This window comes from Halomicrobium sp. IBSBa (assembly GCF_017612575.1).
GTDB lineage: Archaea > Halobacteriota > Halobacteria > Halobacteriales > Haloarculaceae > Halomicrobium.
The window spans coordinates 1,191,756-1,206,317 of the sequence record NZ_JADPQC010000001.1; the positions used below are offsets into that span (position 1 = coordinate 1,191,756).

General features: G+C 66.6%; 15 protein-coding genes and 1 tRNA gene. 9 read left to right on the forward strand and 7 right to left on the reverse strand.

Annotation, left to right across the window (positions count from 1 at the left end):
* Positions 1–360: 360 nt before the first annotated feature.
* A complete protein-coding gene (locus IL252_RS06090) occupies positions 361–2,298 on the reverse strand; it encodes an ABC transporter ATP-binding protein (RefSeq protein WP_208627267.1) in 1,938 nt (645 codons plus the stop codon).
* Positions 2,299–2,412: 114 nt separating this feature from the next.
* Positions 2,413–3,048 carry a thiamine phosphate synthase gene (thiE, locus tag IL252_RS06095; protein ID WP_208627268.1) on the reverse strand — a complete coding sequence of 212 codons (636 nt, stop codon included), beginning with the start codon at positions 3,046–3,048 and terminating at the stop codon, positions 2,413–2,415.
* 109 nt (positions 3,049–3,157) lie between these two features.
* Here thiE and IL252_RS06100 point away from each other — a divergent pair, with 109 nt between their 5' ends.
* The 3 genes from IL252_RS06100 to IL252_RS06110 all read left to right on the forward strand — a co-directional run bounded on the left by IL252_RS06100 (position 3,158) and on the right by IL252_RS06110 (position 5,795).
* The gene (locus tag IL252_RS06100) at positions 3,158–4,099 is read left to right on the forward strand and encodes an AEC family transporter (protein WP_170092667.1); all 942 of its coding nucleotides are present in this window, start codon (positions 3,158–3,160) and stop codon (positions 4,097–4,099) included.
* A 97-nt stretch (positions 4,100–4,196) separates the two neighbouring features.
* Complete coding sequence (locus tag IL252_RS06105; RefSeq protein WP_208627269.1) at positions 4,197–4,577, forward strand: hypothetical protein; 381 nt, start codon at positions 4,197–4,199, stop codon at positions 4,575–4,577.
* Between the two features lie 75 nt (positions 4,578–4,652).
* Positions 4,653–5,795 (forward strand): site-2 protease family protein, encoded by a 1,143-nt coding sequence (locus IL252_RS06110; RefSeq protein WP_208627270.1) that lies wholly within the window; start codon positions 4,653–4,655, stop codon positions 5,793–5,795.
* Positions 5,796–5,816: 21 nt separating this feature from the next.
* Here IL252_RS06110 and IL252_RS06115 read toward each other — a convergent pair whose 3' ends face one another.
* The gene (locus IL252_RS06115; protein WP_208627271.1) at positions 5,817–7,151 is read right to left on the reverse strand and encodes an aryl-sulfate sulfotransferase; all 1,335 of its coding nucleotides are present in this window, start codon (positions 7,149–7,151) and stop codon (positions 5,817–5,819) included.
* Positions 7,152–7,234: 83 nt separating this feature from the next.
* Between IL252_RS06115 and IL252_RS06120 the strand changes: the two genes are divergently transcribed.
* From IL252_RS06120 to IL252_RS06130, 3 genes are all read left to right on the forward strand, one after another.
* Positions 7,235–8,071: a ZIP family metal transporter gene (locus IL252_RS06120; protein ID WP_208627272.1), complete on the forward strand. Its 837-nt coding sequence runs from the start codon at positions 7,235–7,237 to the stop codon at positions 8,069–8,071.
* 98 nt (positions 8,072–8,169) lie between these two features.
* On the forward strand, positions 8,170–8,343 hold the full coding sequence (locus IL252_RS06125; RefSeq protein WP_012807936.1) for a DUF5786 family protein: 174 nt from the start codon (positions 8,170–8,172) through the stop codon (positions 8,341–8,343).
* A gap of 167 nt (positions 8,344–8,510) precedes the next feature.
* On the forward strand, positions 8,511–9,425 hold the full coding sequence (locus IL252_RS06130; protein ID WP_208627273.1) for a decarboxylating 6-phosphogluconate dehydrogenase: 915 nt from the start codon (positions 8,511–8,513) through the stop codon (positions 9,423–9,425).
* A 39-nt stretch (positions 9,426–9,464) separates the two neighbouring features.
* On the opposite strand, the gene IL252_RS06135 is transcribed toward IL252_RS06130, so the two are convergent.
* The 3 genes from IL252_RS06135 to IL252_RS06145 all read right to left on the reverse strand — a co-directional run bounded on the left by IL252_RS06135 (position 9,465) and on the right by IL252_RS06145 (position 11,174).
* Positions 9,465–9,929: a type IV pilin N-terminal domain-containing protein gene (locus tag IL252_RS06135; protein WP_208627274.1), complete on the reverse strand. Its 465-nt coding sequence runs from the start codon at positions 9,927–9,929 to the stop codon at positions 9,465–9,467.
* A 200-nt stretch (positions 9,930–10,129) separates the two neighbouring features.
* Positions 10,130–10,267 (reverse strand): hypothetical protein, encoded by a 138-nt coding sequence (locus tag IL252_RS06140; protein ID WP_208627275.1) that lies wholly within the window; start codon positions 10,265–10,267, stop codon positions 10,130–10,132.
* Between the two features lie 94 nt (positions 10,268–10,361).
* Positions 10,362–11,174 carry a hypothetical protein gene (locus IL252_RS06145; RefSeq protein WP_208627276.1) on the reverse strand — a complete coding sequence of 271 codons (813 nt, stop codon included), beginning with the start codon at positions 11,172–11,174 and terminating at the stop codon, positions 10,362–10,364.
* A gap of 432 nt (positions 11,175–11,606) precedes the next feature.
* On the opposite strand from IL252_RS06145, the gene IL252_RS06150 reads away from it, so the two are divergent.
* Entirely contained in the window at positions 11,607–12,188 is a 582-nt protein-coding gene (locus IL252_RS06150) for a 2Fe-2S iron-sulfur cluster-binding protein (protein ID WP_208627277.1), read from the forward strand.
* A 63-nt stretch (positions 12,189–12,251) separates the two neighbouring features.
* A tRNA-Arg gene (locus IL252_RS06155) sits at positions 12,252–12,324 on the forward strand.
* Between the two features lie 208 nt (positions 12,325–12,532).
* On the opposite strand, the gene IL252_RS06160 is transcribed toward IL252_RS06155, so the two are convergent.
* Positions 12,533–13,048, reverse strand: coding sequence for a DUF302 domain-containing protein (locus tag IL252_RS06160; protein WP_208627278.1), 516 nt, complete (start codon positions 13,046–13,048; stop codon positions 12,533–12,535).
* Between the two features lie 151 nt (positions 13,049–13,199).
* Here IL252_RS06160 and IL252_RS06165 point away from each other — a divergent pair, with 151 nt between their 5' ends.
* Positions 13,200–14,522 (forward strand): M28 family peptidase, encoded by a 1,323-nt coding sequence (locus IL252_RS06165; RefSeq protein WP_208627383.1) that lies wholly within the window; start codon positions 13,200–13,202, stop codon positions 14,520–14,522.
* Positions 14,523–14,562 lie beyond the last annotated feature (40 nt).

Genomic DNA, 14,562 nt, shown 5'->3' on the forward strand with positions numbered 1-14,562 from the left:
CAGCGGCCAGTGTAACCTGAAGAATAAGAAACCCGCGAATAGAGGGTAGCCAGCGGCACCGAACTCAACTGCCGACAAATGCCAGTGGACCAGCCACAGGGTTGCCCCAGACCCACCACCAACGATGATGCTGTCGGCGACGGGCCGGGCAGAGAAGGGGAGCCGTTTCATGGGAGAGATATCCGGAATGCCGTCCCGCAGAACGTCGTATCCAGCCAGTGTCACTGCCCAGAGTCCGCCGATCAAGAACGCACTCACAGATTCGATCACAGGGGCGGCTTACAGCGGTCGAACGTATATCTGTATATCCAGTCTGACAGTCAAAATCCGCGCCGACCGCGCGAGGCGTCGGCACCGAGACTACTCCGAGCCAGTCTGTGCGCCCCACAGCTCCGCGTAGCGCCCGCCCTGCTGGCGGAGCGTGTCGTGGTCGCCGCGTTCGACGACCGCGCCGTCTTCCAGCACCAGGATCGTGTCGGCACCGATCACCGTCGAGAGGCGGTGGGCGACGACGAAGGTGGTTCGGTCTTCGGTCAGCGCGTCGAGGCTCTCCTGGATGCGCTGTTCGGTGTCGGTGTCCACGTCGCTGGTGGCCTCGTCGAGGATGAGGATCTCGGGGTCCTGTAGAACGACGCGAGCGATGGCGATGCGCTGGCGCTGGCCGCCCGAGAGTTTCACGCCGCGTTCGCCCACGCGAGTGTCGTAGCCGTCGGGGAGGCGCTGGATGAACTCGTGGGCCTCGGCGGCTTTGGCGGCCTCGCGGACCGCCTCGTCGGGCTCGTCGAAGCGGCCGTAGCGGATGTTCTCGCCGATGGTGCCGTCGAAGAGGAACGCGTCCTGCGAGACGTAGCCGACGTGCTGGCGCAGGCTCGCGAGTTCGAGGTCCCTGATGTCCGTGCCGTCGACCGTGACGCGGCCCTCGTCCACGTCGTACAGCCGCAAGAGCAGCCGACAGAGCGTCGACTTGCCAGCGCCGGTCGAGCCGACGAAGGCGACAGTCTCACCGGGGTCGGCCTCGAAGGAGACGTGCTCGATCACGTAGTCCTCGTCTGCCTCGTCACCGTCGAGGGCCGCGAACCCGCCGTCGGTCTCGGTCTCGTCCTCGGGGACGGCGGGGCCGTGGTCGTCGGTCAACAACTCCGGATAGGAGAAGCACACGTCCTCGTAGGTGACCCGACCCTCGGGGTCGCCGAGACGCGTTGCGTCCTCGCGGTCGGTGATCCGCACCGGGATGTCGGCCAGGCCGAACACGCGGGCCGCAGAGACCTTCGCGTTCTGGATCTGGTCGACGATGTTTGACACTTCGGCCAGCGGCGCGACGAACCGCTGGGTCATGAACACGAAGGTGACGAAGACCCCGACGCTCAACTCGCCGGTGAGCGGCCCCGGCGCGTCGAAGATGATCCAGTAGCCGCCGACGAGGAAAGTCGCGGCGAAGGAGAAGCCAGCGAGCAGTTCCATCCCCGGTCGGTAGAAGTAGGAGAGCTTCAGCACCGACATCGTCGTCTCGAAGACGCCGTGGGAGGCGTCACGCACGCGGTCGACCTCGTAGTCCTCGCTGCCGGTCACCTTCGCGAGGATCACGCCAGTGATCCCGTTCTCGATGCGGGTGTTGAAGTCGGCCATCGCGGACTGGCGTGCCTCGTAGCGGGGTTCGATCACCCGCATGAACCAGACCGTGAAGCCGCCGATCAGCGGGATCGCCACGAGGGTCACCAGCGCGAGTTGCCAGTTGAGCGCGAAGAGGATCGCGGCGATGCCCAGCACCATCACGATCAGGCGCACGCCGTTCATCAGGGCGTTGTCGAGGAACAGTTCGAGGTTCTGGGAGTCGTTGCTCAGAATCGACATCACCTCGCCGGTCTGCTTGTCGTCGAAGAAGGCGGCGTCGAGTCGGAGCATCTTCTCGAAGCTATCGGAGCGGACGGAGTGCATCACGCCGTGGGCGAAGAAGTTCGCCGAGACGCCGTAGATCCAGGTGAAAAGGGCCGTCGCGAGGAAGGAGCCGGCGATCAGCGCCACCGAGAGCCAGAACTGCGCGACCTCTCCGGGGGGGATCCAGGCCTGTGGCAGGAACAACAGCGAGTACTCGCTGGTCTCCTCGCGGAACAGCGCGTCGATGGCGGTCCCGAGGACGACCGGCGGCAACAGCGAGGCCATCTGGGCCAGCAGGTTCGCGACCAGCCCGAGCACGAGCCAGCGCGTCCGCGACGTGCCGTAGTCTGCGAACAACCGCATCAGCGGCCGGTCGATCCGCGTCCGGTAGCGATCGAACGGCGTCTGATCGTCGGTAGACATGTTCGACTGACTATCCAGTCAGGGGGTAAAATGGCGTCGGAACGATGCCGTCGCCCCATTGTGACCGTCCGTCGCGAACCCCATCGCTGGCGAGTCGCGTCACGAAGTGAGGCGTCACTCCCGCGCGTCGTCGACGGTCTCGGCCAGCCGTCGGGTCGCCGCCGCGGGGTCGTCGGCGGCGGTGATCGCCGTGATGACCGCGACGCCGTCGGCACCCGCCACGACCACCGGAGCGGCGTTGTCGGGCGTGATGCCGCCGATGCCGACGACCGGGATCGAGACGGCGTCCGCGATGGCCGCGATCCGCTCGGGGCCGATGGCGTGCTCGTCGTCGTCGATGTCGCCCTTGCTCCCCGTCGCGTACACCGCGCCGACGCCCAGGTAGTCCGCACCGGCGGCCTCGGCGGCGACGGCGTCCTCGACGAACGAGACCGAGCGCCCGAGCACGGCGTCCTCGCCCAGCATCTCCCGAGCCACCGAGAGCGGGAGGTCGTCGTCGCCGAGGTGGACGCCGTCGGCGTCGATCGCCCGGGCCAGATCGATCCGGTCGTTGACGATCAGCGGGACGCCGGCCGCGCGAGTCTGTTCGCGAACTCGACGGCCGACCGCGAGGCGCTCGCGCGCAGCGAGGTCCTTCTCTCGGAGCTGGACGACATCGACGCCGCCGTCGATCGCCGCCGCGACGATCTCGGGGGTCGACCGCTCTGCGGAGTGGCTGGCCTGCGTGACGAGGTAGACGCCGTAGTCCATGTGGGTGGCGTCGCCCTCGGGAGAGTCACCACTTTCGTTTGTCCCCGAGAGGAGCGACGGCGGCGGCCGAAGATAAAGAGTCAAACGTGGCAATCGGCTGGGGCTCGATATGGACTCGCTGTGGGCACTCGGGGCCAGCGTCGACCTCGATTTGCTGGGGCGGTTCGCCTACATGCTGGCGCTGGTGGCCGCCGGCTTCGGCGCTCGCCGTCTCGGCGTGCTCACCGACGTTCGCAACGAGCGACTCGGACAAGTCGCCTTCTACGTCCTGTTGCCCGCGCTCGTCTTCACTTCGACCTACGACAAGCGACTGGGCGAGCTGCTCTCGGTCGCGCTCGTGGCTGGACTGGTCGTCGTCATCGGGACGCTGGTCGCCCTCTCGCTGGTGAGCAACCGCGGTGGCGACGACGACGTTCGCAGCGTGGCCGTGATCCAGTCGTACCACGGCAACTTCGGGTACTTCGGCGTGCCCGTCGTGGCGGCGACGCTGGGCTCGACCGCCGCGGCGACCGCGAGCATCATCCTCGGACTGGGGGCACTGATCCAGATCCCGCTGACGATCCTCGTCCTCGTCCGGATCAACGAGACCGAGGCCGACTTCCTGGGCGAACTCCGGAATCTCGTGACGAACCCGATCTTGCTGACACTCGGCGTCGGCCTCGCCTTCGCGACGCTGCGGCTGGACCTCCCGACGGCCGCGGGGACCGGGCTCGACTGGCTGTCGACGCTCGCGCTCCCGGTCGCGCTGCTCGCGGTCGGGGGCTCGCTCGACCCGCGAGGCCACGAGATTCCGCTGACCCGGACCGCAACGGTGGTCGGGCTGAAGGTGCTGGTGATGCCACTGGTCGCGTGGCTCGTGTTCTCCGGGTTCGGAGCCGACGCGCTGACGCGCAACGCCGCGCTCGTCATGTTCGGCTCACCCACCGCCGTCTCCACGTACGTCTACGCCACCGAGCTCGGCGGTGACTCCGCGTTTGCCTCCGTCAACGTCTTCGCGACGACGGTCGCCTCGATCGTCTCGCTGTTCTTCCTGTTGCTGGTGATCGCGTAGCTGCCGGCGGGAGCAAGGCGGAAGCACCGCGGACGGATCAGACACCGCGCACCCACCGGCCCGAAGGTATGTATGTCGTGGGCGAGGACCTTCGCACATGGTACTTTCCGGCCTCGTCGGATCGGTGGTAACGTTCCTCGTCAGCCTGCTGATCGGCGGGCTGGGCATCTACGTCGGTGCGAGAGTGATGACCGGCGACGGCGACTTCGAGCAGGCGGTGTGGACGGCGCTGTTTGCCGCACTCGGCGTGGGCGTCGTCTCGCTGCTGGTCGGCTGGATCCCGCTGCTGGGCGGGCTCCTGGCGACGGTGCTCGGCTTCTTCGTCTACCTGGGCATCATCAACTGGCGCTACCCCGGCGGGTGGATCGACGCGGCCGGCATCGCGCTGATCGCGTGGCTCGCGTCGGTCCTCGTGTTGACCCTCGTCAGCCCGTTGCTGCCGGGCGGCATCGGCGCGCTCGGCGTCGCGGGCGTCTGATCGCGCGACGAGCGGAGCGGCCAGACCCGTTGTCGCGACCCCGACACGTATCACTGCTGGGAAACAGCTAGTGGTATGCGCTCGTTCAAAGTCGCGCAGGTGTGGGGGATTCCGATCAAGATCCACATCTCGTTGCTCGTCGTGTTGCCGCTGTTCGCGTGGCTGCTGGGCAGCGGCCAGCAGATCGAACTGTACGCCGGCCTCATCGAGGGGCTGACGGGTGCGCCACTCGACACCGACGCGCTCACCGTCGACGGCGCGATCCCCTGGATCATCGGCTCGGCCGCCGCCGTCGGCCTGTTCGTCAGCGTCGCCTTGCACGAACTGGGCCACGCCTGGGCCGCGCTGCGCTACGACTTGGAAGTCGAATCGATCACGCTGTGGATCCTGGGCGGTCTCGCCAGCCTCAGTGCGATCCCCCGCGAGTGGAACAAGGAGTTCTGGATCGCCGTCGCGGGACCGGCCACCAGCATCCTCACCGGACTTGCCTGTTACGGCGCGCTGTTCGTGATCCCGGCCTCCCAGCCCGTGGTCGTCTTCGTGGTCGGCTGGCTCGCGGTGACCAACGTCGTGCTCGCGGTGTTCAACATGGTCCCGGCGTTCCCGATGGACGGCGGTCGGGTCCTGCGGGCACTGCTGGCCAGGAACCGAAGCTACGCCGGGGCCACCAGGACGGCCGCGACCGTCGGGAAGCTGTTCGCGATCCTCTTCGGAGCGGCGGGCCTGCTCGGCGGGTTCAATCCGATGCTCGTGTTGCTGGCGCTGTTCATCTACGGAGCCGCGAGCAGCGAGTCTCGAACCGTCGCACTGGGTGACCTGCTGGAGGGGCTGACTGTCACCGACATGGCGGCCGCGCCCGACGCCACCATCGAGGCCGACGCCACGGTCTCGGAGCTGGTGACTCGCATGTTCGCCGACCGCCGCACCGAGTTCGCGGTCGTCGAAGACGGGAACGTGGTCGGGATCATCAGCGGCGACGACTTCCGGGCGGTCGCGCCCGAGGAACGAGAGACGACGACCGTCGCCGACCTGATGGCGACGGACCTGCCGACCTTCGACGGCTCGATGCCGGCCTTCGACGCGCTCGTGGCACTCGATCAGGCACGGGCCAGCGAGGCGTTCGTCTCGACGCCGGACGGGACCCGCGTCGTCTCGCGGACGGACTTCGCGGCCGCGATGGAGATGCGGAAGGTGCTCGGCCGGGGCGAACCGCTGTAAGGCGTCGGACCCCTGACAGCGTCACGGCGCGCGCCAGCGGTCGATCCCGCCGCCGACGACCAGTACGAGCCCGACCAGCGAGAACCCGAGGTGGGCCTCGCCGAACCAGAAGGGCGTCGACGGGACGGCCGCGCGCAACACCGTCATCCCCAGCGAGAGGACGGGCACGTCGCCCCCCGGCGTTTCCGGCGTCGCCGTCGGGGTCTCGCCGCCCGTCTCTCCCACACTCTCTCCGGCGGAGTAGCGCTGCCCGCCGACGCGCTCGCCCTCGGGCAGCCGTTCGGCCTCGTAGGGGATGCGGGGCGTCTTCGTGCTCCAGACGACGGTGCCGTTCCGGTCGATCTCGAAGATGCGAGTGTTGAGCGTGTCCGTCACCAGCGTGTTCCCGTTGGCCAGTCGGTCGGCGTCTCGGGGCCAGTCAAGCTGGATGTCACCCGCTCGCTCCAGGGTCCAGGCGGGCTCCCACTCGCCGCTCTCGGTCCGGTGGAGTTCGACGACGCGGTCGTTGTCGCTGTCGGCGACCAGCACCGCCCCGTCGCCGAGCCACTGGGGGTTGTGCTGGTGGTTCAACACGTCCGGATCGCCACACCGCACGTCGCCCTCGGCGTCGGGAACGAGCTGTTCGCCCCGGACGAGACAGCTGTCGTCGCTGCCGCCGCGGTCGGCGTTGATCACCTCGACGGCACCAGCGCCGCGCTCGACGACGACGAGCTGGTTGGCGTTGCGCACCGAGACGAGGTAGTGGCTCTCGTTGATCACGTCCACGTCGTTGATGTGGAGCCAGTCGCGACGGGTCGGGTCCTCGGGGGCGGTGTACAGCTCGCTGGCTCGCCACTCCCAGGTCACCTCGCCGCCACGGACGGCCACGAGGCGCTCGGCGTCCATGTCGGTCATGAGGTACTCGCCCGAGGAGAGCCGTTCCACGTCGTGGACCTCGCTGTTGCCCTCGCTACGGACCGGGAAGGCGTGCTCCGAGACGACGCGCGGGCCGCCGTCGGCGTCGGGATCGACGATCCGAAAGCCGGTCTTCGTACAGGGCGTCTCGTAGGGGCCACAGCCGGCCTCGTAGCCGGAGTGCATGAACCCGGCCATCACCGACCCGTTCGGGAGCATGGTCACGTCGAAGTAGCTGTCGGCGCTGTCCTCGCGCCAGGCAGTCGCGTCGCTGTCGACCAGGTAGACGCTCCCGTAGTCGTGCCAGCCGGTGCCACCGCCCTGCGAGCCGACGAGGGTCTGTCGCCCGTCGCCGTCGGTCACGCTCCGGTCGGGCGCGGTCACGGCACCGACGGCGAGTGTGCCGACGATCACCAGCACGCCGAGGCCGACGAGCGCGACTCCGCGAGCCCTGCGGTCCATTGGGTCGGCCTGCGCCGAGAGCGAGCAAAAGCGTTCCGCCACGGATCCGACAACAGTTAGGCCCCACCGACAGTGGGTGGGGTATGCTACAGACGATACCGGAGCTGTTCGTCCGAGTCGTGGGGACCGATCCGGTGGTCCAGGGACTGGTCGGCGGGATCGTCATCGCCACGATGAATCTCCTGGGAGCGTCGCTCGTGCTCGTGTGGCGCGATCCGTCGGAGCGGGCCTTGGACGGCGCGCTTGGCTTTGCCGCGGGCGTCATGCTGGCGGCGGCGTTCACGAGCCTCATCATCCCCGGCATCGAGCAGTACTCCGGCGGGGACCCGCTCCCCACGCTGGCCGGCGTCGTCCTCGGTGCCCTCTTTCTCGATCAGGCAGACCGGTTCGTACCCCACGCTCACTACCTCCTGACCGGCAGCCGGCGGAGCGACGCCGCGGACCCCGGTGATCGACTGCCGGGCGTCGACGAGCGACTCGGCGCGGTCGTCCTGTTCGTGCTGGCGATCACGCTGCACAACATGCCAGAGGGACTGGCCGTCGGCGTGGGCTTTGGCTCGGGCAACGTCGAAGAGGCGATCCCGCTGATGATCGCGATCGGGATCCAGAACGTGCCGGAGGGGCTGGCCGTCTCCGTGGCTGCGATCAACGCCGGGCTGGATCGTCGCGCCTACGCCGTCTTCGCCGGGATCCGGTCGGGCGTGGTCGAGATCCCGCTGGCGGTGCTCGGAGCGGTCGCGGTCAGCGTCGTCGCACCGCTGCTGCCCTACGCGATGGGCTTTGCCGCGGGGGCGATGCTGTTCGTCATCAGCGACGAGATCGTCCCCGAGACGCACACGCGAGGGTACGAACGCGTCGCGACGCTGGGGACGATGGCCGGCGTCGTCGTGATGCTGTACCTCGACATCGCGCTGGGATAGTCGGACCGAGTGCCGACGGTGAGGGGCGCGAGCGTGACGCTCTACCGTACCGCGGGCAAGCCACGGTGCTTTTGTAGCTGACTGGTGTGGGTCTAGACATGGGATTTGGTAGCTACGACGAGTCCGAACAGAAGGATCAGGACAACGACATCGACGAGGACGAGGCCGTCAACGTCCACAACAACGACCACGACGGCGACGTCAGCTTCGAGTCCGACGCCGACCAGGACGAGCTGATCGGCCGCCTCGACGAGATGCGCGACGAGGAATAAACACGCCGTTCTCACGCTGTCGACCGTCAGTCTGGGCGACTGTCGCCATTCCGGGTGGCGACGAGCGTGACACGACGACAGCCGCCGGTCTCGGTGAGCCGTCTGCCGGCGAGTTCGAGGAATCGAAAACCACAATCCATACCACACAGCCCCCGAGAGCTACCGGTATGGAACTCGGCGTTATCGGACTCGGGCGGATGGGACGGATCGTCGTCGACAGGACACTCGCGGCCGGCCACGACGTGGTCGCGTTCGACATCTCCGAGGAGGCCGTCGCCGACGCCGCCGAGGCGGGTGCGACGCCGGCCGACTCGATCCCGGACGTGGTCGAGCAACTCGGCGCGGAGAAACGCATCTGGCTGATGATCCCGGCCGGCGACCCGATCGACGCCGCGCTGGACGAACTCGACGGACTGGTCGACGCCGACGACGTGATCGTCGACGGCGGCAACTCGAACTTCCACGACACGCTCCGGCGCGCCGAGCGCACCGACGCCGCCTACGTCGACTGTGGCACCTCCGGCGGCCCCGCGAGCGCCGAAGAGGGGTTCTCGCTGATGGTCGGCGGCCCGGAGTGGGCCTACGAGGCACTGGTGCCCGTCTTCGACGCGGTCGCGACCGGACCCGCGGGCCACGACCGCATGGGTCCGACCGGCAGCGGCCACTACGTGAAGATGGTCCACAACGGCGTCGAGTACGCCCTCATGCAGGCCTACGGCGAAGGGTTCGAGCTGCTCGCGGAGGGGCGCTTCGACCTCGATCTCGAATCGGTCGCACGCACGTGGAACAACGGCGCAGTCATCCGCTCGTGGCTGCTGGAGCTGTGTGAGGAGGCGTTCCGCGAGGAAGGTACCGACCTCGGAGACGTGGCCGACCGCGTCGAGGGCGGCTCGACGGGCACCTGGACCGTCCAGGAGGCCCTCGAACAGGAGGTGCCGACGCCGCTGATCTACCAGGCGCTGGCCGAGCGGTTCTCGTCGCGATCGACCGACGGCGACGACCCCGGTCGGTTCGCCCGACGGCTAGCCAACCGGCTCCGCTACGGGTTCGGTCGTCACGACGTGCCCCGCCGCGAGGAGTGAAGCCGGAGACAGTGCGGTCGTGTACCGAGAGGCGGTGGGCTACGAGGCCGTGACCGTTACCTCGTGAATCTCGTGGGCGGCGAGCGTCGAAGACGTGTCCGGCCCCTCGTAGACGACCTGAACGTCGTCGCCTGGCTGTACGTCTACGGTGATCGAGTCCCCGGCAATTACTCGTCCGTCGTCGCCGCTGACGGCACCACCACCGTCGGCCCAGAAGACACGTTGTCCGTCGACGATGATCGCGATCTCACTCGCCGGAATCGATTCCCCAGCGGCGTGCTGGATCTGCACCTGCCCGGCAGACTGGTCGTAGTCGAAGTCGAACGAGGCTGTCGGAGTCTCCGGTGCTGTCTCGGATCCCACCCCGAGGACGAACGAGGCCAGCACCGCCGCGAGGACGACCAACACCACGAGCAACACGGCCAAGAGGACGACGCCGACGGCCAGCCCGACCAGTATCTTCCCACCGGTTCCGAGTTCGTTCCAGGACTCGCGTACTCCCATACACTTCGTCTCTGAATATCCTATTTTAATTTTGCTCTCTTGCCACAGAGTTTCAGCCGGCTCTCGACAGTAGCTGACCGTCACGGGGGCGTGAGTCACGCAAAATTGTCGAGACTCTGCTCGGAGGAGTAGTGCTCCCTCTCTCGTGTGCTTGTGGTATCGGGGGCTAGGAGGCCCCCGTTCCGCGACCCCACTGAGCGCTATGCGTCTCCGTTGTCGAGGATCGTCGGCAGGAACGAGTATGCGATGACGAGGACGGTGACGATCAGCAGGGGGAAATCGAGGCCACTCTCACCTATTATTCCCATCGTCAGGATCGCGAGACCGATCCCAGCCATGGCAGTCCGGATTGCTCGAAGGTGAGCCTGTAGTGACGCGTCAGATTCCGTCATTGACGTTTCATTCGACCCCAACAGTTATGAACAATTCGACTCAGTACCCCGGTAGTTCGTTTCTGGGGTCGACCGAGTCTGCGATACTCCAGGCCTTCCTGGCCTCGGTGTTCAGTCCGACGGAAATTCCTCCCTTTCCACCACTGATGTCGCTAATCGCCCCCGAAGGACTGATAGACAGGGTGTGATTGTAGGATCCCCAGAGAGTCGACGGTACTTTGCCATCTCGCAGGCGGAACACGCCGCTAAGGGTCGCTGTAGCTGATGGGAGTGAGGTTTGTTGTCCGTCGACCTCGTAGTGGTCCTTAATGTTCACAGTACCGGCGAGAGCATCATCTCCGACGTCATCTGATGTAAACCGTGCGCTGTGATCCTTGCTTGCCCTGACGACGGGGTTTCCTACAGGCGCCCAATCGGAATTGTTGTATCCAACACCGATTGCGTCATCACACCAGAAGGCATGCCCCGCTGTTAGCTTTTGGTCACGGAGAGCCATGCCGACAGAAACCCTTACTTTGTCGTCACTCCCGTCGACATTGTGCTGACTGACGTACAGTTTTGAATCCGTGTTTTCTGGATCTCCGTATTTGTATTCAGGACTGACGCGGCCTGCATCGTCGGTCTCCTCTGCGAGCGTCTCTGGATCGGTCTGTACGCTGAAGTCGTTGTGCGACTTGACAGTTGGATCCTCGATACCGAGGTCTTCCAGGTTTGCCCGGGCACCGGCAGCACCGTCCTGGATTATGCCCCGGTGAAACGCCTTATTGACCTTCTGTTTGGAGAGTCCGTGTGTGCGTCGGGCGGCGCTAACAGTTCCGACGGTACTCAGAGCCGCGACCGATCCTGCTGCCATGCGAATGAAATTCCTTCTATCCTGCATTGCGTTTTCCCAGATGTGACACCTAATTATATATTTGTGTTTATATTTACTTACATTTTTAATATTTAATATTTGAAACTCAACTGATGATAGCGGAACTCACTGGAGTTGAACAGTTGGTCTCCGTCGGTCTACGGGAAGCCATCACTGGAGGGGCCCGAAGCGTTCGTCACGGATAGTGTACCGCGACGCGTGCGGGATAGGCGCGCCACACTGGCGACGCCGCTGCCACAGATGCACGCCATCGTCGCCCGCTGTACTGCTGGCTACGATCACGAACCCATCGACGTGCCACTACGGTGTGGTACGAATCCCGCAAACCCCGTGTTCGGCTGTCGCGGATACGGGAGCCTCGCCCTCAGCCAAAACAACAGCTAAATAAGCCCGTGCTCCAAAGCCTCGCGCATGGTAGAACCAGTGAGTGTCGCCGCTGGGGCCGTGCTCACCATCGTCGTCGTCGCGGTCCACTACAGCTCGGGCACGGGCTGGGAACCGAACGAGGATATCTCCCAGAACGTGATCGAGAAACGAGCGGCGACGGTGCCGGAGACGGAGTTCCCCGAGCCGTACAACCGCTCGATCGGCGGTGGCGGCAGCGCGGCGGCGATCCCGGCGGGCGAAGAGGGCGCAGAGCTCGAAGAGGGCCAAGAGGAGGCAGACGACGGATTCGACCCCGACGAGATCGCCGACGACGAGGTCGAGTACTACGAGGTCGAGTTCGCCAAGGAAGGCGAGACGATCGAGGTCGCGAACAACGAGACCATCCTCGATGCCGGCGAAGACGAAGGCTGGGACATGCCCTACGCCTGCCGACAGGGCCAGTGTGTCTCTTGTGCCGGTCAGATCACCGACGGTGCCGCTAGCGACTACATCCGCCACAGCCAAAACGAGTCGCTGTTCGACGACGACATGGAAGAGGGCTACTGCCTGACCTGCGTCGCCTACCCGACCGACGAGTTCACCATCGAGACCGGCGAGCAGCCCTGACCGAGCCGGAGCTGTTCTCCGCGACCGATCGATTCAAACCGATTCGAGACAACGGTTTTGCGAGGGCGGCTAGTTCAGTGGACAGAACGCCTGGTTCCGGACCAGATGGTCGGGGGTTCGAATCCCCCGCCGCCCGCTATTCTGTGAGGAGTGGACACGACGAACGAATAGCAGATCGAAGGGGGTTCGGACCCTGCCAGTCGCGCGCAACGAAGTGAGCACGTCTGGCTCCGGTTCGAATCCCCCGCCGCCCACTATTCTGTGAGGAGTGACACGTCGAACGAATAGCTGACCGAAGGCGGTTCGTCTTCCCGCGGCACAGCACCAGAGAGGGTTCCAGCGTGTCACTCGCCGCTGGCCAGGCCGGCCAGCGCCGAGCCGATCGTCTCCAGCGTCCCGGCCCGGTCGTAGATCCCGTGGCGTTGTGCGAGCCACGCCGGATCGTTGTAGGTGACGGTGACAGTTCCCTCGACCGCCGTGACCAGGAGCTTCTGTGGGAGATCGATCGCCACGCTCCGGGCAGACTGCATCAGCGGTGTCCCGAGCTGTGGGTTCCCGAACACCAGCAGCGTCGTCGGCGGGAGCTCCAGGCCGGCCGAGGCGGCGTTTGCGGCGTGATCGACGGTGGCGACGAGTGTCAGGTTCTCGTTGTCCTCGATCGCCGACGAGATGCGATCGACGGTCGCATCGAAGTCGTCGTCGCCGGTCACGGTGACGAGGCCGTCGGCGGCTCGGCGACCGCTCGGCCGCTCGTCTCTGTGGGTCGCGCGGCCGCGCTGTCCCGTCGCAGTGCCCGCGAGCGTGAGCCCCGTCCCGGCGAGCGCGAGACGGAGGAACTGTCGTCTGTCGTGGTCGGACATCACGTCTCCGAGTTCGAAGCCGACGAGTAAGTTATACGCCCAGTACGGGGCGAAACGGACGCTTTCCGGCACCGCGAGGTGAGAAAGCCGGTCTTTCCGCGCGACGGATCGGACCCCGTGATTCAAACCGATGCCGAACCCAGAGACGGACATGACCGAGTGGATCGGCGAGACGTTCACGAGCGACGCGGGCTGGACACACCTCACCGAACTGGTCGATACGGGCACCCGGATGGCCGGCAGCGAGGGGGAACGGGCGGCCGCCGAGGCGACGCGGGACGCCCTCGCGGCGTACGCCCGCGACGCCGGGCTGTCCGCGTTCGACATCCAGGGCTGGGAGCGCGAGACGAGTGCGATCACGGTCGGCGACGAGACCGTCGCCAGCGACGACCGAGCGGTGATCGCACTCCCGCGCTCGCCGGCCGGGACGGTGACCGGTCGCCTGGTCGACGCCGGCCACGGCCTGCCCGAGGAGTTCGACGAGGTAGACTGCGAGGACGCGGTGGTGATCGCGCGCTCGGACGTGCCCGACTGGTACGACCGCTACATCCACCGCCGAGAGAAGTACTACCACGCCGTCGAGGCGGGCGCGGCGGCGTTCGTCTACGTCAACCACGTCGAGGGGATGCTGCCGCCGACCGGCAGCGTCGGCACGCCCGAGGAGCCACTCGGCGAGATCCCCGCCGTCGGTGTCGCCAGCGAGACCGGTGCACGGCTGGCTCGCCGCCACGAGGGCGACGAGGTGACCGTGACCGTCGACTGTGAGACACGGCCCGCGACGAGCCAGAACGTCCACGCCGAACTCGGGCCCGACACCGACGAGGCGGTGCTCGTGACCAGCCACGTCGACGCCCACGACATCGCGGAGGGAGCGATGGACAACGGCGCGGGGACGGCGACGCTCGTCGAGGTCGCGAAGGCACTCGCCGCTCGCGAGGACGAACTGGACACGCGCGTGGAGTTCGTCGCCTTCGGTGCCGAGGAGGTCGGACTCGTGGGATCGAGCCACCTGGCCCACCGGCGGGAGTTCGAGACCGTCGCGGCGGTCCTGAACCTCGACGGCGTCGTCCGCGGCCGGACGCTCCAGTGTTTCACGCACGGCTTCGACGGCCTGAGCGAAGCCGCCGACGCCGTCGCCGATCGGCTGGAACACCCGATAACGACCACCCCGACGATGAGCCCCCACAGCGACCACTGGCCGTTCGTCCAGTGGGGCGTCCCCGGCATCCACGTCATGAGCGAGACCGACGGCGAGGGCCGTGGCTGGGGTCACACGCACGCGGACACACTGGACAAACTCGAACCACGGACGCTACGCGAGCAGGCAGTCCTCCTGACTGAACTGGCGGTCGAGCTGGCCGACGACGAACGGGCGGTCGACCCCAGACCGCCCGCAGCCATCGCCGAGGCGCTCGAAGAGCAGGACCTCGCGGAGGGGATGCGGATCGTCGGTGACTGGCCCTACGACGACTGACAGCGCCGGCTCCGCACCGATCGACTGCGGTGGGACGGCG